The following is a 25,369-nucleotide window of genomic DNA, read 5'->3' as shown; positions in this document are numbered from 1 at the left end:
TTGAATAATGAGTGTATTGTTAAGATCATTAGAACAACTCATTGCAAAAGCATAGGTAAAAGAGAGTAATATCATGAGCAATAATAATGATTACGATATTTCTGATTCAAAGGATTGCGAAAAATTTGCCAATCAGTTTATTCAGGAATTTCCAATTCGCTCTGCTGAAATTGGACAGGGGACAGTCATTAAGCGGGCTTTACCTAGCCGACAAAAACGAATGATTGGTGCGTGGTGTTTCCTAGATCATGCGGGCCCAGTAACTTTTCCGGCGGGTGATGGTTTAGATGTTGGTCCTCATCCTCATATTGGTTTGCAAACCTTCACGTGGATGATTGAAGGCACGATGATGCATACCGATAGCTTGGGTTCAAAACAACTTATTCGACCTAAGCAAGTGAACTTAATGACAGCGGGACACGGAATTTCACATACAGAAGTTGCACCTGATACTGAAACTCAAATGCACGCTGCGCAGCTCTGGATTGCTTTACCAGATGCTAAGCGCAACATGGATCCGAAATTTGAACATTATCCTGAACTGCCTGTTGTTGAGAAAGACGGTCTAGAATTTACCGTGCTTGTGGGTGAATATTTGGCAACGATTTCTCCGGTCTTGGTACATACACCATTAGTGGGTGTTGACTTAATTGCTACCGAAGATACTAAAACCCGCATTCTATTAAATCCTAATTATGAATATGGTTTTATGGCGCTTGAGGGTAGTGCTCATGTGAATGGTCATGAGTTAACTGCTGACAACATGGTAGTATTAGATACGGGTCTTAGTGAAATCGAGATTGAAGTAAAAAAAGGCAATCGGATTTTATTAATTGGTGGTGAACCGTTTGAAACACCGATCTTGCTATGGTGGAACTTTGTTGCACGTACAATGGATGATTTAAAAGAAGCCCGCGAGCAATGGATTAACCATGATGCACGTTTTGGTGAAATCCCAGATTATGTAGGTGCGCGTTTAGAAGCCCCTGTTCTTCCAGATCAAATGAGAGCATCAAAATGACAGCAGTAATCGCAAGCAGTAAAGCAAAGCCCCTTGCCGAACAATGGAAGGGCGAAATCACCAGTGGTCGCCATCAATATTTTTGTGATGAGCCAGAGAAGCTAGAAGGGCAAGACCAAGGTCCGGCGCCATATGATTTGCTCACTGGAAGTTTAGCCGCGTGTACGCTCATTACTTTAAGAATGTACGCAAAGCATAAGGGTTATGATTTTGGTGAGTTTTCGGTTGAAATCGATTTCCATACCAATAGAGAGCATGAAGAACATATTGAGCGTCGTATTGTTTTTAAAGACTTGCCAGATGAAGAACTTCAACAAAAAATCTTGTTGGTGTGTGGTAAAACCCCAGTCACTAAAACTTTGTTACGTAGTTTAGACATTCATACTGTGCTTGTTACAGCATAATAATGCTATTTTGTTGAGGTGGATGATTTTATATCCATCCCACAAATGGAATAAAACAGCATGTTCACATGCTGTTTTTTATGTAAAAAAGAAAAATAAAAGCAGGCAATAACATGATTAGTGTGCACCACCTGGAATGTTCGCGATCGTTTCGAATTTTATGGGCTTTAGAAGAGTTGGGCTTAGATTATGATATTCATTATTATCAACGCTTACCTAACTACTCTGCCCCAGAAACATTGAAATGTATTCACCCATTAGGCAAAGCTCCGATTTTGACTGATGATGAACAAGTCATCGCAGAATCTGCTGTGATTTTAGAATATTTACAGCAGCGTTATGATCAGAAGCAACAATTTAAACCTACAAAACCTCAAGATTTACAGCAGTATATTTACTGGATGCACTATGCAGAAGGTTCACTTATGCCGTTATTAGTCATGACTTTGGTCATGAATAATGTAAACAAGCATGTGCCATGGTTAATTCAACCAGTAGCTAAAAAAATCACGGAAGGGGTAAAGGCAAATTTTGTTCGCCCACGTATGAAAGATCATATTAGCTTTTTAGAAAACTATTTGGCTGAGCATGAATATTTCGCAGGTGATTTTTCATTTGCTGATGTTCAAATGAGCTTTCCATTGGAAGCTTTACAATCACGCTTACAGGGTAAATACCCTCATATTCAAGCTTTTTTACACCGTATTCAGCAAAGACCTGCGTTTCAAAAAGCGAGACAAAAGGGAATTGGTTCCAATGAAAGGAATTGTGCTGATATTTAAAAGAAAAGGAACAAATATTTGTTCCTTTTTTATTTGTACTTTACTTGCGTTTGATCACAATAGAATCAATGCCGCTGTGTTGTAAGGTCTGCTGAGCAGCTAAGGCAGCGTCTTGAGTATCATACGGTCCGGAAATAACGCGATACCATGTTTGCCCATTTTCAGTACTTTTGACTACATCAGCAGATAAGCCATTTAAAATGATTTCTGCACGGCGAGCATCCGCCTGATCAGGATCGTTATAACTACGAACTTGTAAAATATAGGTAGGTTGCTGAGGAATTGTAGCTGATTGATTAGGATCAATTCCTACACTTTCAGAGGCAGCTGGTTGAGTGGTACTTGGTGCCTCAACGATCATAGCAGTGCCTTGATTTTTACTTTCAGGGATTGCTTGTTCAGGAATAGGGGTAACCTGTTGTTGAGGCAATAGGTCATAGAAGCGATAGTCTTTGTTGGTATCTTCTTCTTGATAATGTTCAGAAGTAATCTGATTTTTCGCAGGAACAGGTTGCCAAGGTTTCCAAAGCATAAGCATTACAGCGATACATAAGACCGCCAAAATAGCGACAAGTGTCCCTAACCATTTGGGAATTAGGGGCTTTTTAGGCTTATTAGGTCTTTCAGATACACCGCGTTGCGTTTTGCCAAACACGTGGATTATTCCTCTGTATTTTGATTGTTTTTTAATTCGAGTTTGAGTCTCGTCTTACGATGCTAAAAAACAGTGGTTTGTATCGATATTTTAACTCTACAAACCACCGCTTACTATATATTGCATGACCTTTAATTTGCTGTCATGCAATATATTTATTACATAGATTCTGGTGCAGATACACCAAGTAATTCTAAACCATTACGAAGTACTTGTTGTACATTGATTGAAAGCAATAAACGGGCTTGTGTAAGCTCTGCATCATCGCTTAATACTTTATGTTCATTGTACCAACCGTGGAACAGGGCAGCTAACTCTTTTAAGTAATTACCAACTTGGTGTGGTTCATAGGCATTTGCCGCTCGCAACACTGCATCTGGATAAGCTGCCAGTTTAGCAAGAATCTCGGTTTCTGCATCAAGAGACAAGCGTGCTGCATGTGGGCGAGCAGTGTTTACATCGAATTGTAAGTTTGTGCTTGCTGCTTTTTCTAACATGCGGCAAATACGTGCATGTGCATATTGAATATAGTACACAGCATTGTCTTTACTTTGTGACACAGCAAGGTCAAGGTCAAAGTCAATGTGTTGTTCGCTCTTACGCATTACATAGTAGAAACGAGCTGCGTCGTTGCCTACTTCTTTACGCAAGTCACGTAAAGTCACGAATTGACCTGAACGAGAAGACATTTGTACCATCTCGCCACCACGCCACAAACTTACGAACTGAACTAAAAGAACTGTTAATTTTTTAGAGTCGTAACCCATCGCATCAATTGCCGCTTTTACGCGGGAAATATAGCCGTGGTGGTCAGAACCCCAAATATCGATTAGGTCAGTATAACCACGTTGTAGTTTATTTAAGTGGTATGCAATGTCAGATGCAAAGTAAGTCGTTTGGCCATTACGACGCTTAACAACACGGTCTTTTTCATCACCAAATTCAGTCGATTTAAACCAGATGTTGCCATCTTTTTCATAAAGGAAGCCACGTTGATCAAGTGTTTCTAAAGCTTCATCAATTTTCGCGCTGAGAGATGCTTCACTAAACCATTGGTTGAACGTTACACCAAAGTCAGCAAGGTCATCTTTAATATCATCTAAAATGGCATGAAGTGCAGCTTGATGGAATACGCGGTAGCCTTCACCTAACAATTGTTGTGAGTTGGCAATAAGGCCATCAATATGCTTTTCTTTATCACCAGATAACACAACTTTGTTGCCTTCGCTATCTAGCTCTTCAGCATATTGCACATCTTCTGGTACGTCTTTATAGACATTTGCAACTTCACGAACGTAAGCATCGCCATCTTTATCAATAATGCCTTGTGCGATTTCTTTAACGTAATCGCCTTGATATGCATTTTTAGGGAATACAAGGTTTTGTCCAAGTAGTTCCAAATAACGTAAATAAGTAGAAGTCGCCAAAATATCCATTTGACGGCCAGCATCATTCACGTAGTATTCGCGGTCAACTTTAGCACCTGTTGCTTCAAGTAAATTAGCAACAGTCATACCGTATGCCGCACCACGACCATGACCTACGTGTAGGCTAGACGTTGGGTTTGCAGAAACAAATTCGACTTGAATTTTTTTCGCTGCATTTGCTTGGCTACGACCAAAAATTTCTTTTTGTGCTTGAATTTGATCAAGAATAGCAAAGCGCTGGTCTGCATTTAAAAAGAAGTTAATAAATCCAGGTCCTGCGATTTCAGCTTTACTGATATCTGCCACTTCCGGTAATGCAGCTAGAACTTTCTCAGCTAAATCGCGTGGTTTCATACCAGCAGCTTTCGAGCCGATCATGGCAATATTAGAAGCAAAGTCGCCATGGCTTCGGTCTTTGGTGCGTGTTAAATTGCTTGTGTTTTTCCAGTCGGAAGGAAGCACCCCTTCTTGTTGAAGAGTTTGCACTGCATGGTCGAGAGCTGCTTGTATTGCCGTATTCATATCAATCGAAAATAGATGTCGCAGAAAAACGTCAAATATAGCAAATTTCCGATGACTTAGGGGAGGGGATTTAATATTCCAATAATTCTTTATGCAAATTACTGATGATTATTTTTTAAATGAATGTTGGTTGATGAATCGCCTTATTATTCTGAGAATAAAGATTTACAAGCCTTCTGGGCAGTTTTTGTGAATAAATTACGTGTTTAATTTAATATTATTTCCTGAGGAAATACCTATTGCCGCTAAATCATATAATTATGTCTTTTAAAGTTGAGAAAATAAAAGAAATTTTTAAAATAATAAAAATATTAACATACTGATTTTTATTATTTATTTTTAAACATGTTTTAACTAAATAGTGTTCAATTTTAACATCACGGTTTAAAATATCTATTTTGATCGAATTAGGCTTAAGCTTATACGCACAAAGAGTTTTAGAGACCATGCAAAACATGTTTTTCTCTACTCTAAGCTGGAAAATGAGATAGGCAATGATATCAGGACACCCAAGTAAACATCCCCTTTATATTCCATATGCAGGTTTTACACTTTTAGAGTTACCACTCTTAAATAAAGGTTCGGCTTTCACTGAAGAAGAAAGAAGTAACTTTAACTTACACGGTTTACTCCCCCATATTATTGAAACTATTGAAGAGCAGAGCCAGCGCTCTTATCAGCAATATTGCGCTTTTACTGATGATATCAATCGACATATCTATTTGCGTAATATCCAAGATACCAACGAAACCTTGTTCTATCATCTAATCGAAAATCATCTTGAAGAAATGATGCCGATTATTTACACCCCAACAGTGGGTGAAGCATGTCAGCGTTTCTCTGATATCTATCGTCGTCATCGTGGTGTTTTTATTTCATATCCAGATCGTGATGTGATTGATGATATTTTGCAAAACGTAAATAAAAATAATGTAAAAGTGATCGTTATTACTGATGGTGAACGTATCTTAGGTCTTGGTGACCAAGGTATTGGTGGCATGGGTATTCCTATTGGGAAACTTTCACTTTACACCGCTTGTGGTGGAATTAGCCCAGCCTATACATTGCCAATCACAATTGATGTAGGGACGAATAATCCACAATTGTTAAATGATCCGATCTATATGGGTTGGCGTCAGCCACGTATTAGTGGTGATGAATATTACGCATTTGTAGATATGGTGATTGAAGCTGTAAAGCGTCGTTGGCCAAAAGCATTAATTCAGTTTGAAGATTTCGCACAAAAAAATGCGATGCCACTTTTAGAAAAATATCGCGATAAAATTTGTTGTTTTAACGATGATATTCAAGGAACAGCAGCGGTATCCGTAGGTAGTTTGATTGCTGCAAGTCGTGCAGCAGGCAAGCAATTAAAAGATCAAATAATTGCTTTCTTAGGCGCGGGTTCGGCAGGATGCGGTATTGCCGAGCAAATCGTTGCACAAATGGTTGCTGAAGGTCTGACTGATTCTGAAGCACGTGCACGCGTTTATATGGTGGATCGTTTTGGTTTGATTACTGAAAATCAGCCGAACTTATTAGACTTCCAACGAAAATTGGCGCAAAAAGCTGAGGTGGTTGATCAGTGGGGCAATATTGAAGAAGTGATTTCACTCCTTGATGTTGTTAAAAATGCTAAGCCTACAGTGTTAATTGGCGTTTCTGGTCAACCAGGTCTGTTCACAGAAGAGATTATTAAGACCATGGCAGCGAATTGTGAGCGCCCAATTGTCATGCCATTGTCTAATCCAACTTCACGTGTTGAAGCAGTACCAGCAGATATTGTGGAGTGGACTGAAGGTAGAGCATTAATTGCAACAGGTAGTCCGTTTGCTCCTGTGAATCACCACGGTAAGCTTTATAATATTTCTCAGTGTAATAACTCGTACATTTTCCCGGGCATTGGCTTGGGGGTAGTGGCATCGGGTGCTAAACGCGTTACTGAAAATATGTTAATGGCTTCAAGTAGTGCTTTAGCGAATTGCTCGCCATTACTAAAAGATCCGCAAGCTGATTTATTACCACCTTTAGGGGAAATTCAGCAAGTCTCTAAAGTGATCGCATTTGAAGTTGCGAAAGCTGCCATGGCAGATGGCGTGGCTGTAACGATTAGTGATGATTTACTACAGCAAAAAATTGATCAATCATTCTGGAAACCTGAATATCGCAAATATAAGCGTATTCCTTTCTAAGGTTGAGAACGTAAAAAGAGGAGCTTAAGCTCCTCTTTTTTATTTTTAACCTTCTAAAACTTCTTCTAGCAATTCTTCACTAGGTGCAAAGTAATATGCACCGTCTAGTGGTGTCACGAAATGCAATAGGCGATCATGGATACCATCTCCACTTGTACCGAACATACGTTTTAGCATGGCATCAATAATGTTCAGGTCCTTGGTGTAGGCAATGAAAAATAAACCTTGATCACCTCGGCCGTCACCATAAGGCAGACTATGGCGCAAGATTTCCATTTCTTCGCCTTCATCATCTTCAACAACAGTACGGGCGACATGGGCATTTTCTGGTTTAACATCATCATCAAGTTCAATTGACTCAAGCTTAGTACGACCCATGATATTTTCTTGAGCATCAACTTTTAGTTTTTTCCATTTTTCTAAGTCGTGTGCATAACGCTGCGCGAAAATGAAACTGCCATCCGTAAAAACTCCCGCGCTTTCTGGCAATAGGGCTGTTTCTGCGCGGTCCTCTGGAAATTGAGGGTTTTCTGTACCGTCTATAAAGCCTGTAATATCTCGGCCATCAAAATAGCGGAAGCAAACACGCTCATCAAGAACTTCAACTTTATCTTTAATACCTTCAAAAAATGCTTGGCTTAATGCAAAACAAATATCAGAACGCATACTAGCAATATGGATGAGGACATCAGCAGGTACAACTGGCATATTGAATGCGCCGTTTTCTGGTTCAAGTTGTTTAAAGCCAGCAGGAGATTGACTGTAAAGTTGCTTCCAAAGTTCTGGACCAAAAGCGACTGCTGTTTTAATTTGCGCGTCTGAATGCTGAGTAATGAGACGGTCGCGTGTTTCAAACAACGCTTCGAGTTGTTCTTTTAATTCATCAATTGATAAGTCTTTTAAACGAAGAACAATAAAACGGGCATGATCTGATGGCAACGGCAAAATGACAGATTGAGCAGTCATTGCAAGGTATCTCCTCAATTATAATTTAGTATGAGCTTTAATTATTGTGCCTGATGCGAAGAGCGGTTAGTAGTCTATTTCTTGATTTTATTGTTTGAATTCTCATCAATATAGTTTTATAAAACAGTATAATTCCACTTTTATTGTCTATTTTTACTATGTCTTTGCAAGTTTGGTTTGCCTATATGTTGGCCTGTTGGGTTATTAGTATCTCTCCGGGTGCGGGAGCTATTGCCTCAATGTCGAGTGGTCTAAACTATGGATTTAGACATGGTTACTGGAATGCAATCGGTTTGCAAGTTGCCCTAGTGCTTCAAATTATGGTGGTGGCCGCAGGTGTCGGGGTCTTATTTGCAACGACTCCTTTAGCTTTTCAGGCCGTTAAGTGGTTCGGTGTAGCCTATTTATTGTATTTGGCCTATTTGCAGTGGACAGCACCTGTAAAAGATATAGAAATTCAACAAGAAAAAAGAGATAAGTCTGCTTTAGCTCTGCTATTAAATGGTTTTGTGGTCAATATTAGTAATCCTAAAGCAATCGTATTTTTATTGGCAGTTTTACCGCAGTTTTTAGATTTGAGTAAACCTCAATGGATACAATATCTAATTATGGCGGCCACTATGATTACAATTGATTTGATTGTAATGGCTGGATATACGGGGCTTGCATCAAAGGTTTTAAGATTACTTCGATCCCCTAGACAGCAAAAATATTTAAATCGGGGCTTTGCTGTGATGTTTAGCTGTGCGGCTTTATTATTGAGCACAGTTCATCAGACGGCCTAGTTTAGGTCGTCTGTGTCTGATTTTTTAGTTTTTGAGTTATAAAAATAACAGCAAAACTTAATGCCATACATAAAACAATACTAAGACCTGTAGAGATATTAAGTGCTGCACTTGACCATAAACCGACACTAACACCGAGCTGGGCTAACACGAATGCCCAAATAACCATTTGCTTTGGTGAGTTTGCTAATAGACGAGCGCTTAAGGCTGGTATTACGAGTAATGCGCCCATTAGCAAAGAACCTACGGCACGCAAAGCTAAAACTGTAAATAAGGCTAATAACAGCATAAAAATAAGGCGTTGCCAGTTTGCATTCACCCCTTCACTAATTGCGATATCTGGATCAATTGCAAACTGTATTTGTGGCTGCCAAAAACGGTAAAGAATTACGAGTGATATCGCAATAATTAAAGTGAAAACAGGAAGATCTGGCCAATCAATACTAAGTAAATCACCAAACAAATAACTTAAAAGCTCTGGTCTTAAACTTGGAACATGTTGAATGAATAGTAAGCCACTACAGAGTAATGTTGCTGAACATAAGGCTAGCAGAGCATCATTGGGTAAACGGTTGTCATGTAAAGCCCATAAAACGCCTACCAATAAAGCCGCTGTACCTGCAACACCAAGCCATAATGGAAGACTTAAAGCTCCCGCAATAGCTACCCCAAGTAGTGTTCCGTGCGCCATCGTGTCAGCAAAAAAAGACATGCGTCTCCAAAGCATCAAACAACCCAGAGGTGCGGTTAAAAATACTAGCAGAGTTCCCATAATCCATGCGGGTAACAATAATTGTAACCATTCCATCATGGCTTAAGCTTCCGGTTCTGGGTGAATGTGAGGACGGTCATTATGAGGGCAGGGGTGTGCAGCATCACCGTGAGCACAATGGTCATGATGATGTTGATAGAAAACCCTTTGAGTTCCAAATATTGCCTGATATTCAGGGTGTTGTTGGATATTTTCGGGTAGTCCACTACAGCAAATATGTTTATTTAAACACACTACACGGTGTGTTCCTTGCATCACCCATTGTAAGTCATGAGAAACAATTAAGATCGCGCAACCATATCGTTCTGGCAGACTGCGAACATAATCATAAAGTTCCGCTTCTGACTGAATATCTAGGCCTTGCATGGGTTCATCAAGAACTAAAATATCTGGCTGACGAAGCAGTGCACGAGCCAATAGTACTCTTTGGCGTTCTCCACCTGAAAGTTGTTGTACTTTTGATTGTTGTAACTTTGAAATACCTGTGTCTTGAATAATTTCCTGACGCAGGGCAGGGCTACATTTTTCTAAATCAAGAAGGTCCTGAACACGTAAAGGAAGGCTGTGTGAAGGATTAAACTTTTGTGGCACATAAGCCATTTTAAGTTTTTTATGATTAATAACACGCCCGCTACTTGGCTGAAGAATACCGAGTAGAACTTTAATCAGTGTTGATTTACCTGCACCATTGGGTCCAATTAAAGACACAATTTCATTTTGATGTAGGGCAAAATCAACTTTCTTTAATATATCCCGATCATCACGATGAACAGAAACCTGCTCAAGCTGAATTAATACAGAATTTAAGGAGTTGTGCGGCACTGTTGGCATTTCCCCGAAATTTCAATAATGCTGTGTTGAGCCACGAAGTCATCTGAAGCTGCAAGCTGGTCGAGTTGTTGAGTCAGACCTTGTGAAGATGCTTCTTTAACCATATGGCATTCAGTACAAATCAGGAACGCTGCTTGATGACCTTCACGCGGGTGGCAGCAAGGTATATACGCATTAATAGAAGTTAGGCGGTGAATGAGGCCTTTTTCTAATAAGAAATCTAAAGTTCTATATACAGTTGGAGGCGCAGCAGGGCGATCGGTTTGACTTTTTATACGTGCCAATAAGTCATAGGCACCCATTGGACCCGATGCATTTAAAATGAGTTCCAGAACTTCTTTGCGCAAAGGTGTAAGGCGTGCGCCAGTCGCAGAACATAAACTTTCTGCTTCAGCTAAACGGCTTGCGACATTATGGTGATCATGCACACCATGCAAAGAATCATGATGTTCATGCGAGCAGGAACTCATAGGGATAACCTCGAATTTTTAACGGAATATTAGCATGAAGCGATGCTTCATTCGATTAATCTTAGGTATTTTTGTAACTTTGTTATATTATAACATGCTTCGAGCTAATTTAAATTGATGGTCTGTCATGTTCCGTTTTTTTGTTTTCAGTATGTTCTCTCTTTTGAGTACGTTAGGGTGGAGTCAGGGTTTGGTGGTTTCTACGCACCCGATTTATCTGATTGCAAAAGAAGTCACTCAAGGGGTTGAAGAACCACAACTCTTATTAAAGGGACAAACTGGGCATGACGTACAATTAACCCCAGCGCATCGTAAAGCAATTAATGATGCTTCTTTGGTGATTTGGTTGGGTAAGGCCCATGAAGCACCTCTAAATAAATTGCTAGGTAATAATAAGAAAGCAATTGCCTTATTAGATAGCGGCATCGTTTCTGTTTTGCCTCAGCGCAGTACACGTGGTGCAGCTTTACCTAACACAATAGATACACATGTGTGGTTAGAGCCCAACAATGCAGTTCGAATTGGTTTCTTTATTGCTGCTTTGCGCTCTCAGCAACACCCTGAAAATAAGGCAAAGTACTGGAATAACGCCAATGTGTTTGCCCGTAAAATGTTCCAGGCAGCACAAGCTTACGATAGTTCAAGTAATGGCAAACCGTATTGGGCATATCATGATGCCTATCAATATTTAGAACGTTCACTAAACTTAAAGTTCGCTGGTGCTTTAACAGATGATCCTCACGTTGCACCAACAGCAGCTCAAATTAAGTATCTTAATGATAGCCGACCAAAAACTCAGATGTGTTTATTGGCAGAAAGTTTTACCACTAAGAATCAATATCAAAAATTAGGTAACATTACTTTTCAGCCAGTAGACGAGAGCATGAATAATGAGGATGATTTCGTCACTGCATGGAAGAAACTGGCAATAAAAACTGATAAATGTGTATTAAGTACGCAAAAGTAACATAAAAAATAAACAAAGGCTGACTGTAGCGTCAGCACCACCTGTCATGAAAAACCCCGACTAAAGTCGGGAAAAGATTGCATGTTCAGGGGTGTAACTCTATAATGCCTGCGATTAAAAGCGATCATCAGCTAAACTTGTCAAGCATTTATGCTGTGAGTGGATAAATAATGAGCCAAACTAGTCGCTTGATTGACCGACGATTAGCAAAAGCTTTGGTCTTCTTACAAGCATGTATGATCCCTGTTTCCGCTCTTGTAGCGTGGAGCATAAAAGACATGACAGCAGCATTAAGTGCGGCACTTGGCGCGTTGGTCTGCTGGCTTGCGACGAGTTATTTTTCGTGGCAATCCTTCAGAACAGCAGGTGCACGAGCATCAAAACAAGTGCTGTCTAACATGTATAGGGGCATGTTAGGCAAATTTGCGATCATGATCGTTGGATTTATTTTGATTTTGAGCAATGTTAAACCTTTATCACCGTTAGCATTGTTGTTTGGTTTTATTCTCGTTCAGGCAATGTCGTGGGTCGCTCCATTCTGGGTGTCACGTCTACAAAAACGGGTGTAGAAACAAGAAGAATTGAAGATTTTTTGGAGGGTGGCGAGATATCGACAGTACGCCGATGTTCGTTTCCCTTCTTTTTAGTAATTGACATTGACCAGGTGTGATTTATGGCTGCTGAAGAACATGCCCTCACTTCGACAGAGTATATCAAGCATCACTTGACCAATATGACCTATGGCAAAATGCCAGACGGTACATGGAAATTGGCTGAGACTGCTGAAGAAGCTCATTCGATGGGGTTCACTGCAATTCACTTGGATTCAATGGGTTGGTCAATTGGCCTTGGTGTGATTTTCTGTTTGATGTTCTGGATCGTTGCGAAAGCTGCAAATGCAGGTGTTCCAACTAAATTCCAGTCTGCAATCGAAATGATCATTGAGTTTGTTGACTCAAGTGTCCGTGATACTTTTCATGGCAAATCACGTTTAATCGCTCCGCTTGCACTCACTATTTTCGTGTGGATTTTCCTCATGAACTTAATGGACTTGATTCCAGTTGACTGGATTCCTCAAGTTGCAGCGTTTGTAGGTGCAAACGTATTTGGTATGGACCCTCACCACGTTTACTTCAAGATCGTTCCATCTACAGATCCAAACATTACTTTAGGTATGTCTTTATCTGTATTTGTACTTATCTTGTTCTACAGCATCCGCGAAAAGGGTGTTGGTGGTTTCGTTGGCGAGTTGGCACTTAACCCATTTAACCCAAGTAATCCAGTTGCAAAAGCGTTGCTTATTCCAGTGAACTTGATTTTGGAATTGGTAACATTCCTTGCTCGTCCGATTTCATTAGCTCTCCGACTATTCGGTAACATGTATGCCGGTGAGTTGATCTTTATCCTAATTGCTTTATTGCCGTTCTGGATTCAATGGGCGTTGTCTGTGCCTTGGGCGATCTTCCACATTCTTGTAATCACGTTGCAGGCATTCATCTTTATGATGCTTACCATCGTTTACTTGAGCATGGCAAGCGAAAAACATTAATGGTATTGCCTAACTATCAAATGATGGTTGGGCTGAATTTTTTTAATTTAATTTGGTAATAACCTAACCTCTGAGGAATTTTTCATGGAACTCACTTTAGGTCTAGTTGCAATTGCATCTGCTATCTTGATCGCTTTCGGTGCTTTGGGTACTGCGATTGGTTTTGGTCTTTTGGGTGGTCGCTTTTTAGAAGCTGTTGCTCGTCAACCAGAATTGGCTCCACAACTTCAAACTCGTATGTTCTTAATCGCGGGTCTTCTTGATGCTGTGCCTATGATCGGTGTTGGTATTGGCTTGTTCTTCATCTTCGCTAATCCATTTGTAGGTTAATCATCTTAATTCCTAAATCCACTATTTGAGGAATTGCAATGAATATCAACCTCACATTGATTGGTCAAGCGATTGCGTTTGCATTCTTTGTTGCATTCTGCATGAAGTTTGTTTGGCCACCACTAATCAATGCGATTAGTGAGCGTCAGCGTAAAATCGCTGATGGCTTAAATGCAGCAGAAAAAGCGAAAGCTGACCTTGCCGATGCACAAGCGCAAGTTAAGCAAGAACTTGATGCAGCTAAAGCACAAGCGGCTCAATTGATCGAACAAGCGAACCGTCGTGCAGCGCAATTGATCGAAGAAGCTCGTACTCAAGCTGCGGCTGAAGGTGAGCGTATTCGTCAACAGGCTAAAGAAGCTGTTGATCAAGAAATCAATTCTGCTCGCGAAGAATTACGTCAACAAGTAGCTGCTTTGGCAGTAACTGGTGCAGAAAAAATCCTGAACCAGCAAGTTGATGCAGAAGCTCATAACGCCATGCTGTCTCAGCTGGCTGCTAAACTTTAAGCGAGGCGAATTATGGCTGAACTCTTGACGTTGGCACGTCCGTATGCCAAAGCAGCATTTGCTTATGCTTCTGAGCAAGGTGCAACAGACAATTGGTCGAATGCGTTACAAGTGCTCAGTGCTGCGGTGCAAGACGAAGCATTTTCCGCTTATTTAAATCGCCCTGAACTTACTCCTGCGGAGCAAGTGAAGCTTTTTGCTAAAGTTTTAGGTGAAGATCAATCTCAAGCAGTGTCTAACTTTTTGACACTTCTTGCAGATAACGATCGTTTAATGTTGTTACCTGAAATTGAAGCAGAATATGAACAGCTTAAATCACAGAATAACAACAATGTGGATGTCGTGATTGAATCGGCTTTCCCGTTAACTGCTGAACAAGAGCAACTGTTGAAATCTGCTTTAGAAAAGCGTTTTAACAGCACAGTAACTGTTTCAGTTGAAGTTAAACCTGAGCTTATTGCAGGTGTTGTAATTCGTGCAGGCGATCAAGTGATAGATGATTCTGCGCTTAACAAGCTTGAAAAAATGCGTACTCGTCTTCTTGCATAATGCAAATGATGAAGACTGAACTAATAAAAGATTGAGGAATAGCGCAATGCAACAACTGAATCCATCCGAGATCAGTGCGCTCATTAAACAGCGTATCGGAGATCTGGACACCAGCGCGACCGCTAAAAACGAAGGTACCATTGTTATGGTATCCGACGGTATCGTGCGCATTCACGGTCTTGCTGATGCAATGTACGGTGAAATGATCGAATTCGACGGCGGCTTATTTGGTATGGCACTGAACCTAGAACAGGATTCAGTGGGTGCCGTTGTTTTAGGTAACTACCTAAGCCTTCAAGAAGGTCAAAAAGCTCGTTGTACAGGTCGTGTATTAGAAGTTCCAGTTGGTCCTGAACTTCTTGGCCGTGTTGTCGACGCTTTGGGTAACCCAATTGATGGTAAAGGCCCAATTGATGCGAAATTAACTGATGCTGTTGAAAAAGTAGCACCAGGCGTAATTTGGCGTCAATCTGTAGATGAACCTGTTCAAACTGGTTATAAATCAGTTGATACAATGATTCCTGTTGGCCGTGGCCAACGTGAGTTGATCATCGGTGACCGTCAAACTGGTAAAACAGCGATGGCGATCGATGCGATTATCGCTCAGAAAAACTCTGGCATTAAGTGTGTATACGTTGCGATTGGTCAAAAACAATCAACAATTGCAAACGTTGTACGTAAGCTAGAAGAAACTGGCGCTATGGCGTATACAACTGTTGTCGCTGCTGCGGCTGCTGATCCTGCTGCAATGCAGTACTTAGCTCCGTACTCTGGCTGTACAATGGGTGAATACTTCCGTGACCGCGGTGAAGACGCTCTTATTATTTATGATGATTTGTCTAAGCAAGCTGTTGCTTACCGTCAAATTTCATTACTTTTACGTCGTCCACCAGGTCGTGAAGCGTATCCAGGTGACGTATTCTATCTTCACTCACGTCTTCTTGAACGTGCTTCTCGTGTATCTGCTGACTACGTTGAGAAATTCACTAATGGCGCAGTAACTGGTCAAACTGGTTCTTTAACTGCATTGCCAATTATTGAAACTCAAGCAGGTGACGTATCTGCATTCGTACCAACGAACGTAATTTCGATTACTGACGGTCAGATCTTCTTAGAAACATCATTATTCAACGCAGGTATTCGTCCTGCTGTGAACGCGGGTATCTCTGTATCTCGTGTTGGTGGTTCTGCTCAAACTAAGATCATCAAAAAATTGTCTGGTGGTATCCGTACTGCTTTAGCACAATACCGTGAATTGGCTGCGTTTGCTCAGTTCGCTTCTGACCTTGACGAAGCAACTCGTAAGCAACTTGAACATGGTCAACGTGTAACTGAGTTAATGAAGCAAAAACAATATGCTCCTTACTCAATTGCTGACCAAGCTGTTTCTGTTTATGCATCTAACGAAGGCTACATGGCTGACGTAGAAGTTAAGAAAATCGTAGACTTTGATGCTGCGTTAATTTCTTACTTCCGCTCAGAATATGCTCCGTTGATGAAACAAATCGATGAAACTGGTGATTACAACAAAGACATCGAAGCAGCAATCAAAGCAGGTATTGAAAGCTTTAAAGCGACTCAAACTTACTAAGTTTAGTTTTAGTTAAGTTTGGTTCACGGATCAACCTTCGGAAGCTCGAAAGAGCTTTCGAATACTAGGTTAAGCGTATGGCAAATTTAAAAGAAATTCGCGCCAAAGTAGCTAGTATCAAGAGCACGCAAAAGATTACTCGCGCGATGCAAATGGTAGCTGCTTCTAAAATGCGTCGTGCGCAAGAGCGCATGGCTCAGGGCCGTCCGTATGCCGATAATATGCGCCGTGTAATTGCTCACTTGGTACAAGCAAACCCTGAATACAAACACCGTTATATGGTTGACCGCCCAGTTAAGCGTGTTGGCTATATCGTAGTGTCTTCAGATCGTGGTTTGGCAGGTGGCTTGAACATTAACTTGTTCAAGAAAGTTGTGCAGCATGTCAAAGCACAACAACAGCAGTCAATTGAAGTTGAATTTGCTTTAATTGGTCAAAAAGCGGTTTCGTTTTTTAAGAATTACGGCGGTAAAGTGCTCGGTGCAACTACCCAACTTGGCGATGCGCCGAGTTTGGAACAGTTAACTGGCTCAGTCCAAGTTATGCTTGATGCATTTGATAAAGGCGAATTAGATCGTATCTATCTCGTATCAAATGGCTTCGTTAATGCAATGACTCAGCAGCCTAAAGTAGAACAACTTGTTCCTTTAGCACCAGCAGAAGAAGGCGATGATCTCAACCGTACTTATGGTTGGGACTATATCTACGAACCAGAAGCAGAAGAATTGTTAAATGGTTTGTTGGTTCGCTATATCGAGTCTATGGTTTATCAAGGTGTGATTGAAAACGTTGCATGTGAGCAGTCAGCTCGTATGGTCGCGATGAAAGCAGCGACAGACAACGCAGGACAATTGATTAAAGACCTACAACTCATTTACAACAAGCTGCGTCAAGCCGCGATTACTCAGGAAATTTCCGAGATCGTTGGCGGTGCCGCTGCCGTTTAACATTATTAAGTTTGAATTGAGGAGACAGCAATGAGTAGCGGTCGTATCATTCAGATCATCGGCGCGGTTATCGACGTCGAGTTTGAGCGCAATAGCGTTCCTAAGATCTATGACGCTCTCCAAGTTGACGGTACTGAAACTACATTAGAAGTTCAGCAACAGCTTGGCGATGGTGTTGTTCGTACCATCGCAATGGGTTCTACAGAAGGTCTTAAACGTGGCCTTAATGTAACTAGCACAAATGCACCGATTTCTGTTCCAGTAGGTCCAGCTACGCTTGGTCGTATCATGGACGTTTTGGGTCGCCCAATTGATGAAGCAGGTCCTGTAGCGACTGAAGAGCGTTTGCCGATTCACCGTCAAGCACCTTCTTATGCTGAACAAGCAGCTTCTACTGATCTTTTAGAAACTGGTATTAAAGTAATTGACTTACTTTGCCCGTTCGCAAAAGGTGGTAAAGTTGGTCTATTCGGTGGTGCTGGTGTTGGTAAAACCGTTAACATGATGGAGTTGATCAACAACATCGCGAAAGCTCACTCAGGTTTATCTGTGTTTGCTGGTGTTGGTGAGCGTACTCGTGAAGGTAACGACTTCTATCACGAAATGAAAGATTCTAACGTTCTTGACAAAGTAGCAATGGTCTACGGTCAGATGAACGAGCCACCAGGTAACCGTTTACGCGTAGCGTTAACTGGTTTGACTATGGCTGAATACTTCCGTGATCAAAAAGACGAAAATGGTAAAGGTCGTGACGTATTATTATTCGTCGACAACATCTACCGTTATACACTTGCGGGTACAGAAGTATCAGCATTGTTAGGTCGTATGCCATCTGCGGTAGGTTACCAACCTACACTTGCAGAAGAAATGGGTGTTCTTCAAGAGCGTATTACATCTACTAAATCTGGTTCGATCACATCGATCCAAGCAGTATATGTACCTGCCGATGACTTAACAGATCCATCTCCTGCAACTACATTTGCTCACTTAGATGCAACAGTAGTATTGAGCCGTGACATCGCATCTTCTGGTATCTATCCAGCGATCGATCCACTTGACTCAACTTCACGTCAGTTAGACCCATTAGTTGTTGGTCAAGAGCACTATGAAATTGCGCGTGCAGTACAAAACGTATTGCAACGTTATAAAGAGCTTAAAGACATCATCGCAATCTTGGGTATGGATGAATTAGCTGAAGAAGATAAATTGGTTGTTTACCGTGCGCGTAAAATCCAACGTTTCTTCTCTCAACCATTCCACGTAGCTGAAGTGTTTACTGGTGCTCCTGGTAAATTAGTACCGCTTAAAGAAACGATTCGTGGCTTTAAAGGTCTATTAGCTGGTGAATACGATCACATCCCAGAACAAGCGTTCTATATGGTTGGTGGTATTGACGAAGTGATTGCTAAAGCTGAGAAACTCTAATTTAAGGAGATCATCTCATGGCGACTATGCAATGTGATGTCGTAAGTGTTAAAGAGTCTATTTACTCTGGCGCAGTAACGATGTTAATCGCGAAAGGTGCTGGTGGTGAGCTTGGTATTTTGCCAGGACATGCTCCACTTGTAACCTTGCTTCAACCGGGCCCGATTCGTGTTCAGTTGGAAAATGGTACAGAAGAAATCGTCTATGTATCTGGCGGTGTTTTAGAAGTTCAACCTCATGTTGTAACGGTTCTTGCAGATACTGCAATCCGTGCAGACAACTTGGATGAAGCGGCAATTTTAGAAGCACGTAAAAATGCTGAACAATTGCTTGCAAACCAAAAGAGTGATTTGGACTCAGCTGCTGCGTTGGCTGCCTTGGCAGAAACAGCTGCACAGCTTGAAACTATCCGTAAAATCAAAAACCGCGCACTATAATTGCCGGTTTGAGATTGAAAAAGCCACCGTAAGGTGGCTTTTTTTATAAGTTGTTTTTTTAAGATTCAGTTTTTGAATCTGACTTTTCATCTCCTGCCATAATCATGGCAGCAAGCTTCACCATATCCATTTGAATGGTATTAAGCTGTTTTTCAATTTGGTCAAAATTGATTTGATCTAATTTTCCATTGAGTAATGGCATGCTAAGAGCTTGTTGGTTGGCATGTAATAAACTTTGGCGAATATTCTCAATTTCCTGACTTTTGATATCTAAAGTCAAAAGTGCTTGATTTAAACCTTCTAGTTGCTGTTTTAAAGTAGTGACAGTAGTTTTTAGCTCATTCTGATTTTTATCTTGGATGGCTTGTTCAACATCAAGCTGAGTATCTTTAAGCTGTTCAACGTAGTCACCAGCTTTAAGCTGTAAATTAGCAGCATCGCGGACCATATAAAAAATATTGCCGCTTTTAAGTTCGGCTTTGTTGGGTGCAATTTCTGCCGCTTGTTGTTCAATGTTCTGGTCAGATGCCTGTTCAGTTATTTCAGTCTTTTCTTGTTCGGTAGCATGGTCTTGTGCCTGATCGCACCCGAGTAAAAGCATGCCTGAGGCAAAAATTACAAAAGGAAGAAATGCGCCCTGTAAAACTTTTTTCATAACTACAAACAACATCAAATAAAGCAAATAGATACTATAGGCATAAAATATGAAGAAAGATTGTATTTTTGCAAACGAACAACACTTTGAGGAGAGCATAAAAAAGAGCGTATAAAACGCCCTTTCTCACATTTTAAAATATTATTTTGCTAACTCTGCTTCAACTGCTTTAACGATTTGTTCATCGTCTGCTGTTAGGTTCGGAGCAAAGCGAGCCGCGACTTCACCATTTTTATTAATTAAAAACTTTTCGAAGTTCCATAAAACTTCTGGAGCAGGGTTGGTTGGAATACCTAAGCCTTCTAAACGCTCACGGAAAGGACCTTCACCAGTACGTTCTGGTTGAGCTGCTGTCAAAGTTTGGTAAAGTGGGTGCTTATCTTCGCCGACTACAGAAACCTTAGAAAATAAAGGGAAATGAACATCATAATTTAATGAACAAAATTGCTGAATTTCTTCATCAGAACCTGGTTCTTGCTCTTTAAAGTTATTTGCTGGGAAACCTAAAATTTCAAGACCTTGGTCTTTTTTTGCTTGGTAAAGTTTTTCTAAGCCTTCGTATTGTGGAGTTAAACCACATTTAGAAGCGGTATTTACGATAAGTAGAACTTTACCTTTGTATTGTTCGAGGTCAACCGTTTCGCCTGAAATAGCTTTTACTGGAATGTGATATACAGATTGTGTCATGAGTCTTTCCTAAAGATTGTAATTGATATCAAGTAACGCATTTGTTTTAACTGCTATTGAGGGGTAGTGCAATAATATTCGTGTTCAAAAAAGAAAAAGTTTTTAAAGATAAGCTGAATTCTAGTTATTTCTGATTTGGATAGGTGTTTGCCCAGTGTAACGTTTAAAAAATTCAATAAAACTTGAGCTATGTTGATAACCTAAATCGTATGCTAAACGCTTGATAGACGTCCCTTGGCGAATCTGATGAATGGCATAAACAATTTTGGCTCGGTTACGCCATTCGGACAACGAAAGCTGAAGCTCTTGTTGACTCAAACGTAATAAGTGGCGATCACTGACCGAAAAGTTTTGTAGCAACTGCTGTAAAGAGTGATCAAAAAGTAATGGATCTGAAAGTTTTTCTAAAATAGGCAATAAAACAGGATGCCGTGTTTGCGGTAAATAATGCGAATATGCAGGAGCTTGTTTGAGTTGATCGAATAAAACTTGTAAAAGATGTTCTAAATATTCAGGTTGTTCGGTTTGTTTTTGCTGCTCTAGAATTTGTAAAACTAAAGTGCGAAAAAAAGGCTGAATACTAAAGCATCGACAGGTATTTCCTAAAATAGAGCATAGGCGAGGGTGCAGTCGAATACAGATATAATGAATTTCATGGTCGATATGGGTTGACTGATGAACAGTTTGAGGTGGAATCCAAAGACCATAGCTAGGTGGAGAAAGATATAGCTGTTCTTCAATCTCCATTTCTAATATGCCATTTAAACTGAAATTAAAATCTCCCCAAAGAGATGCATGAGGACGAACAATATCTTCTTTTTGGTATAGAAATTCATGAACTTCTATACTGTTTAATAATGAAAATTGCTGATCCTCATTGTTCATCTATATGCTCTGACTCATATTTTAATTTTCACAAGTAGCTTTAGGGTTATTAAGACCTTTCGCTAAGGTAAATGTACTCAGTAATGCTAGGGCAACAAAGCTTAATACACCATAAATTAAAGTATTTTCATTGAAATGATCAACCACATATCCCCCTAATAATGAACCTGTCGCAATCATCACCTGAAACATACCTACAAAAAGCGGCATACCTTTTTCAACTGCATTTGGCGCATGTACAAACATCCAAATATTCGCTGAGGTAGGGAAGGCACCAAATGCAAATCCCCATAACGCGGTTAAGACAATAGCACCAAACTCATGAACGGCAAAAAGAGGAAATCCAAAGAATACGATTGCAAAGCATGTACCCACAAAAGCTAATGTATAACGGACATTTATATTGCCACTATATCCGGCAAAAGCATTTCCGAAAATACCAGCAATTCCATAGAGCAATAATAATGAACTAATGGTTGTCCCATTAAAACCAGCAACATTTTTAAAGAAAGGTGCTAAATAGCTATAGGCACAAAAGTGAGCGAGTCCGATCAATAAAACAATCAACATGCCACTACGTGCTTTAGGAGTGCGTAATAGTGCTGGCAAATCTTTCATGTGAATTGCCGAATCTGGTACAAGTTTAGGTAAAAAGATTAATTGTAAGATTAAAACAACTAAGCCAATGCCTGCAGTAATTCCAAAAGCACTACGCCAGCCATAAAACTCGCTTAACCAAGTTCCAATAGGTACACCTAGAACTGTAGCAAAAGTCACACCTGCCATCACGACCGCAGTTGCTTTAGCAATAGGAAGGTGTGAGGGAGCTAATTTTCCACTTAGAGCAATGGCGGTCGCCCAGAAACCACCAATTGAAATACCTAAAATTAAGCGGCTTAACAATAGAACATGGAAGTTTTCAGCAAATGCGGTAATGGTATTGGCAATAACCATAATAGCTGTCAGCAAGATAAGCACATAACGCCGATCAAGTTGTTTCACTGATACAGGCAATAGAGGGGCTGCAATTGCTGCCATAATGCCGGGTACTGTAATAATCAGGCCTGCTGTACCTACAGAAATATTTAAATCTGTTGCGACACTATTTAGAACGCCAACGGGTAAAAATTCACTTGTAACTAAGGCAAATGCTGCGATAGAAACGGCCAAAATGGCAAACCAGCTTCCTTGAGTGGAGGTCGTGGGTCGCGCTTTAGAGATAGACGATTGGTCCATAGGAAATCCTTACTTGGCTAAATTTAGAGTAAAGAAAGACAATTTATTAATTAACTAACGATCATTATGAAAATAAAATAGTTGATAAAAAATCGAACGTCAATTAATTTAATAACGATTGTTATAAAAATAGATGTGATCTTTATGACAAATAGGCATGAAACAGACCTTGTTGTTACTGAGGAAACGCTGAAAAAAAAGCGCGGACGTCCTAAATGCTTTGATGAACAAGAGGTTTTGCAAAAAGCAATGTTGCTCTTTTGGGAGCATGGCTATGAAGCAACGTCTATTAGTGATTTAACACAAGCTTTGGAAATTACAGCGCCTAGCCTATATAGTGCCTTTGGGGATAAGGCAGGGCTGTTTTATAAAAGTATTGATTACTATTTGGCTCATGAAGCATGCCCTATAGAAACCATCTTTTTAGAAGCAAAAACTGCAAAAATTGCGTTTGAGTTATATCTTTATGACAACGTAAAACGATTGATTCAACCTAATAAGCCAGCTGGTTGTATGTTGGTGGTTGCAGCTATGAATTGTTCTGATGCCACTCAAGATGTGCAGCAGAACCTATTAGACAAACGCATAAAAACCAAAGAAAAATTATTGGAGCGTCTCAAACAAGGTGTTGAGCAGGGGGATTTGCTATCTAATGCTCCTCTACAAGAAATGACGGACTTTTATGCCACTGTCATTCAAGGCCTTACCATTCAGGCAAGAGACGGTGCCAGTACTGATCAATTACATAAAGTTGTAGAACATGCCATGAAAGCTTGGACATTATTCTAAAAAAAGATAATGTCCTAAGTTCAATATCAATGTCGGAAATACGATATTTCAATTTATTAAGACATTCTCCAAAATAAAATCTCTTTTGTAGAGGGTGCATTGTTATGAGTCAGGTCATGAAATATCACAAATGGGCATTTATTTTTCCCATTTTGGCAGTACTGATTTGGTCTTTAAATATTGTAGTCACCCGTTATGTTTCGGATTATATCTCGCCAGTAAGTATTAGCTTCTATCGGTGGTTAATCGCTTTTATTATTTTGACTCCATTTATGTTTATGCCTGTGTGGAGACAAAGACGACTAGTAATACCATATTTACCTAAGCTTGCTGTGTTAAGTGCATTTGGGATGGTGCTTTATCAAGGCTTGGCTTATACAGCTGCCCATTATACCAGTGCGACCAATATGGGAATTGTGAATGCATTTATTCCAATCTTTACGATCTTTGTTTCACTTGCCATTTTAAAAGATGTGCCTAACCGCTTTGCAGTTTTTGGTAGTATTTTGTCTTTTGCAGGTTTGCTATACGTCATGTCCCAAGGAAATATTAATAAGCTATTAAGTGGGGGCGGGCATCTTGGTGATGCGTTAATGATTATCGCCGTATTCTTCTATGCATTTTATGGTGTCTTTCTTAAAAAATGGCAGTTGCCTCTACCAATTATGACGAGCTTATATGTTCAGATTGGATTTTCTGTAATATTTCATATTCCTTTAATTCTTTGGTTTGGACTTGATGCTTTAAATGTACAAAATGCACCAAGTGCTATTTATGCAGGTGTATTTGCTTCACTTATTGCGCCGTTAGTTTGGATGTTAGCTGTTCAACAGCTCGGTCCTAATAGAACAAGTATTTTTATGAACTTGGTTCCTGTTTTTACAGCAGTTATTGCAAGCGTCTGGTTGTCTGAACAGTGGACCATTTATCATACGCTAGGTGGGATTGTTATCTTAATTGGTATTATCATGGCTCAAAAGAAGGTTAAACCTAAAAAGAGCGGATTAATGCAAGAACAAAACTAAAGTCAGTAAAAAAACTATGGCATATTTTGAAAAAAACTAATGAAAATATGCCAATTTTTTCTTAGTTAAAGTTTTTCTATATGATTTATAAATAGTTTATAAAAATAGGTTGTAATATAAATATTAAAAAAGCCGAGCAAAAATATTAATATAATTTTAATTTATAAGCGAAAATCCGTAAATTCCCTACACTTTTCATGCTTTTTTTAGAGAAATAATATATTTCTCTCATTTGATCTCTTACTACATAATAGCGACCACTACGAAAGACGTGCTTTTTGCAAATTATCTTTCGTTGCAGAGATATCCAAACCCTCTGGATGCGGTATATACCCATCCTTTTTTATGCTCAGTTATCCCTATATAACTGAGCTTTTTTTTGTCTGAAATTAGGCACGAATAATCTCTCCAGTGAGAGCATTAATAATTCTACTTGGTTGCTGACTTTGGCCTAAATCACCATTGAGATAGTTTAATTGTGAACCAAAGTATTGGCAGGCATCTTGTAGTGAATGAGCAGGTTCTTGCCCACTTGGGTTCGCACTTGTCGAGACAATAAAACCATGAAAAGCATTGCATAATGCCACACATAAAGGATGTGTAGTGACTCGAACAGCGACAAGTGGATGCTCACCTTTAATCCATGAAGGAATATGTTCGCCAGCAGGTAATAGCCAAGTTGTTGCTCTTTCTGAAGGCTGATGATTAGTCCAACAATCAATAATTTCTTGTTGAGTTGTTTGAGGTAGAGAAGTTAGCAGGTGCTCAACTTGGCTAATATGACCTGCTAATAAAATTACACCCTTTTCAATAGGCCTTTGCTTTAATTCAAGAATCTTTTGAAAAGCTTGCTCATTAAAAGGGTCACAACCTAAGCCCCAAACTGCCTCAGTTGGATATGCCAAAACTTGACCTTGTTGTAAACATTCGGCTGCTTCGGTAACTGAGGTGGTAATCATGT

28 protein-coding genes are annotated in these 25,369 nt (G+C 40.0%); 17 read left to right on the top strand and 11 right to left on the bottom strand.

Going from position 1 to position 25,369, the window contains the following annotated elements; genetic code table 11:
* Positions 1 to 73: 73 nt before the first annotated feature.
* From SOI76_RS17805 to SOI76_RS17795, 3 genes are all read left to right on the top strand, one after another.
* On the top strand, positions 74 to 1,021 hold the full coding sequence (locus tag SOI76_RS17805) for a pirin family protein (protein ID WP_104080460.1): 948 nt from the start codon (positions 74 to 76) through the stop codon (positions 1,019 to 1,021).
* Positions 1,018 to 1,425, top strand: a complete 408-nt coding sequence (locus SOI76_RS17800) for an OsmC family protein (RefSeq protein ID WP_009387662.1) — start codon at positions 1,018 to 1,020, stop codon at positions 1,423 to 1,425. Before SOI76_RS17805 ends, SOI76_RS17800 begins: the two co-directional genes overlap by 4 nt.
* 113 nt (positions 1,426 to 1,538) lie before the next feature.
* Complete coding sequence (locus SOI76_RS17795; protein WP_032055761.1) at positions 1,539 to 2,207, top strand: glutathione S-transferase family protein; 669 nt, start codon at positions 1,539 to 1,541, stop codon at positions 2,205 to 2,207.
* A gap of 40 nt (positions 2,208 to 2,247) precedes the next feature.
* On the opposite strand, the gene SOI76_RS17790 is transcribed toward SOI76_RS17795, so the two are convergent.
* Positions 2,248 to 2,862 (bottom strand): SPOR domain-containing protein, encoded by a 615-nt coding sequence (locus SOI76_RS17790; protein ID WP_032055762.1) that lies wholly within the window; start codon positions 2,860 to 2,862, stop codon positions 2,248 to 2,250.
* Positions 2,863 to 3,020: 158 nt separating this feature from the next.
* Positions 3,021 to 4,811 carry an arginine--tRNA ligase gene (gene argS / locus SOI76_RS17785; protein ID WP_104080461.1) on the bottom strand — a complete coding sequence of 597 codons (1,791 nt, stop codon included), beginning with the start codon at positions 4,809 to 4,811 and terminating at the stop codon, positions 3,021 to 3,023.
* A 494-nt stretch (positions 4,812 to 5,305) separates the two neighbouring features.
* Here argS and sfcA point away from each other — a divergent pair, with 494 nt between their 5' ends.
* A complete protein-coding gene (gene sfcA, locus SOI76_RS17780; RefSeq protein ID WP_104080462.1) occupies positions 5,306 to 7,003 on the top strand; it encodes an NAD-dependent malic enzyme in 1,698 nt (565 codons plus the stop codon).
* A gap of 45 nt (positions 7,004 to 7,048) precedes the next feature.
* On the opposite strand, the gene SOI76_RS17775 is transcribed toward sfcA, so the two are convergent.
* Positions 7,049 to 7,969: a Dyp-type peroxidase gene (locus SOI76_RS17775; RefSeq protein ID WP_104080463.1), complete on the bottom strand. Its 921-nt coding sequence runs from the start codon at positions 7,967 to 7,969 to the stop codon at positions 7,049 to 7,051.
* A 158-nt stretch (positions 7,970 to 8,127) separates the two neighbouring features.
* Between SOI76_RS17775 and rhtB the strand changes: the two genes are divergently transcribed.
* Complete coding sequence (rhtB, locus tag SOI76_RS17770; protein WP_104080464.1) at positions 8,128 to 8,754, top strand: LysE family transporter; 627 nt, start codon at positions 8,128 to 8,130, stop codon at positions 8,752 to 8,754.
* 1 nt (position 8,755) lies between these two features.
* Here the strand turns inward: rhtB and znuB are convergent, their stop codons facing one another.
* The 3 genes from znuB to zur are packed head-to-tail and all read right to left on the bottom strand — an operon-like array spanning position 8,756 to position 10,827.
* A complete protein-coding gene (gene znuB, locus SOI76_RS17765; RefSeq protein ID WP_104080465.1) occupies positions 8,756 to 9,565 on the bottom strand; it encodes a zinc ABC transporter permease subunit ZnuB in 810 nt (269 codons plus the stop codon).
* 3 nt (positions 9,566 to 9,568) lie between these two features.
* Complete coding sequence (gene znuC / locus SOI76_RS17760) at positions 9,569 to 10,357, bottom strand: zinc ABC transporter ATP-binding protein ZnuC (protein WP_104080466.1); 789 nt, start codon at positions 10,355 to 10,357, stop codon at positions 9,569 to 9,571.
* Complete coding sequence (zur, locus tag SOI76_RS17755; protein ID WP_205668469.1) at positions 10,330 to 10,827, bottom strand: transcriptional repressor; 498 nt, start codon at positions 10,825 to 10,827, stop codon at positions 10,330 to 10,332. Before zur ends, znuC begins: the two co-directional genes overlap by 28 nt.
* A gap of 127 nt (positions 10,828 to 10,954) precedes the next feature.
* Between zur and znuA the strand changes: the two genes are divergently transcribed.
* The 10 genes from znuA to atpC all read left to right on the top strand — a co-directional run bounded on the left by znuA (position 10,955) and on the right by atpC (position 19,131).
* Positions 10,955 to 11,794: a metal ABC transporter solute-binding protein, Zn/Mn family gene (gene znuA / locus SOI76_RS17750; RefSeq protein ID WP_202745398.1), complete on the top strand. Its 840-nt coding sequence runs from the start codon at positions 10,955 to 10,957 to the stop codon at positions 11,792 to 11,794.
* A 170-nt stretch (positions 11,795 to 11,964) separates the two neighbouring features.
* Positions 11,965 to 12,363: an ATP synthase subunit I gene (gene atpI / locus SOI76_RS17745; RefSeq protein ID WP_002114124.1), complete on the top strand. Its 399-nt coding sequence runs from the start codon at positions 11,965 to 11,967 to the stop codon at positions 12,361 to 12,363.
* 104 nt (positions 12,364 to 12,467) lie between these two features.
* Positions 12,468 to 13,343: a F0F1 ATP synthase subunit A gene (gene atpB / locus SOI76_RS17740; protein ID WP_002114072.1), complete on the top strand. Its 876-nt coding sequence runs from the start codon at positions 12,468 to 12,470 to the stop codon at positions 13,341 to 13,343.
* Between the two features lie 84 nt (positions 13,344 to 13,427).
* Positions 13,428 to 13,673 carry a F0F1 ATP synthase subunit C gene (atpE, locus tag SOI76_RS17735; RefSeq protein WP_000424060.1) on the top strand — a complete coding sequence of 82 codons (246 nt, stop codon included), beginning with the start codon at positions 13,428 to 13,430 and terminating at the stop codon, positions 13,671 to 13,673.
* 38 nt (positions 13,674 to 13,711) lie between these two features.
* Complete coding sequence (atpF, locus tag SOI76_RS17730; protein WP_001024691.1) at positions 13,712 to 14,182, top strand: F0F1 ATP synthase subunit B; 471 nt, start codon at positions 13,712 to 13,714, stop codon at positions 14,180 to 14,182.
* Between the two features lie 12 nt (positions 14,183 to 14,194).
* Positions 14,195 to 14,731, top strand: a complete 537-nt coding sequence (atpH, locus tag SOI76_RS17725; RefSeq protein WP_002114070.1) for a F0F1 ATP synthase subunit delta — start codon at positions 14,195 to 14,197, stop codon at positions 14,729 to 14,731.
* A gap of 46 nt (positions 14,732 to 14,777) precedes the next feature.
* The gene (gene atpA, locus SOI76_RS17720; protein ID WP_002114049.1) at positions 14,778 to 16,322 is read left to right on the top strand and encodes a F0F1 ATP synthase subunit alpha; all 1,545 of its coding nucleotides are present in this window, start codon (positions 14,778 to 14,780) and stop codon (positions 16,320 to 16,322) included.
* Positions 16,323 to 16,399: 77 nt separating this feature from the next.
* The gene (atpG, locus tag SOI76_RS17715) at positions 16,400 to 17,269 is read left to right on the top strand and encodes a F0F1 ATP synthase subunit gamma (protein ID WP_002114131.1); all 870 of its coding nucleotides are present in this window, start codon (positions 16,400 to 16,402) and stop codon (positions 17,267 to 17,269) included.
* Positions 17,270 to 17,299: 30 nt separating this feature from the next.
* Positions 17,300 to 18,694 (top strand): F0F1 ATP synthase subunit beta, encoded by a 1,395-nt coding sequence (gene atpD / locus SOI76_RS17710; RefSeq protein WP_002114045.1) that lies wholly within the window; start codon positions 17,300 to 17,302, stop codon positions 18,692 to 18,694.
* Positions 18,695 to 18,711: 17 nt separating this feature from the next.
* Positions 18,712 to 19,131: a F0F1 ATP synthase subunit epsilon gene (gene atpC, locus SOI76_RS17705; protein ID WP_002114076.1), complete on the top strand. Its 420-nt coding sequence runs from the start codon at positions 18,712 to 18,714 to the stop codon at positions 19,129 to 19,131.
* A gap of 58 nt (positions 19,132 to 19,189) precedes the next feature.
* On the opposite strand, the gene SOI76_RS17700 is transcribed toward atpC, so the two are convergent.
* The 4 genes from SOI76_RS17700 to nepI form a co-directional block, all read right to left on the bottom strand.
* The gene (locus SOI76_RS17700; RefSeq protein WP_078221356.1) at positions 19,190 to 19,786 is read right to left on the bottom strand and encodes a hypothetical protein; all 597 of its coding nucleotides are present in this window, start codon (positions 19,784 to 19,786) and stop codon (positions 19,190 to 19,192) included.
* Positions 19,787 to 19,927: 141 nt separating this feature from the next.
* Entirely contained in the window at positions 19,928 to 20,473 is a 546-nt protein-coding gene (gene btuE / locus SOI76_RS17695) for a glutathione peroxidase (RefSeq protein WP_104080467.1), read from the bottom strand.
* A 120-nt stretch (positions 20,474 to 20,593) separates the two neighbouring features.
* Positions 20,594 to 21,358, bottom strand: a complete 765-nt coding sequence (gene yeaM, locus SOI76_RS17690) for an AraC family transcriptional regulator (protein WP_104080468.1) — start codon at positions 21,356 to 21,358, stop codon at positions 20,594 to 20,596.
* Between the two features lie 21 nt (positions 21,359 to 21,379).
* Positions 21,380 to 22,594 carry an MFS transporter gene (nepI, locus tag SOI76_RS17685; protein WP_104080469.1) on the bottom strand — a complete coding sequence of 405 codons (1,215 nt, stop codon included), beginning with the start codon at positions 22,592 to 22,594 and terminating at the stop codon, positions 21,380 to 21,382.
* A 135-nt stretch (positions 22,595 to 22,729) separates the two neighbouring features.
* Between nepI and SOI76_RS17680 the strand changes: the two genes are divergently transcribed.
* Positions 22,730 to 23,383, top strand: a complete 654-nt coding sequence (locus tag SOI76_RS17680; protein WP_104080470.1) for a TetR/AcrR family transcriptional regulator — start codon at positions 22,730 to 22,732, stop codon at positions 23,381 to 23,383.
* 104 nt (positions 23,384 to 23,487) lie between these two features.
* Positions 23,488 to 24,408 (top strand): DMT family transporter, encoded by a 921-nt coding sequence (locus SOI76_RS17675; RefSeq protein ID WP_079284394.1) that lies wholly within the window; start codon positions 23,488 to 23,490, stop codon positions 24,406 to 24,408.
* A gap of 389 nt (positions 24,409 to 24,797) precedes the next feature.
* Here SOI76_RS17675 and yrdC read toward each other — a convergent pair whose 3' ends face one another.
* Positions 24,798 to 25,367 (bottom strand): L-threonylcarbamoyladenylate synthase, encoded by a 570-nt coding sequence (gene yrdC / locus SOI76_RS17670; protein WP_013199176.1) that lies wholly within the window; start codon positions 25,365 to 25,367, stop codon positions 24,798 to 24,800.
* Positions 25,368 to 25,369 lie beyond the last annotated feature (2 nt).

Source organism: Acinetobacter pittii, assembly GCF_034064985.1.
Classification (GTDB): Bacteria; Pseudomonadota; Gammaproteobacteria; order Pseudomonadales; family Moraxellaceae; genus Acinetobacter; species Acinetobacter pittii_H.
Note: the sequence above shows the minus strand (reverse complement) of the source record. Positions and strands in the feature narration are given on the sequence as shown.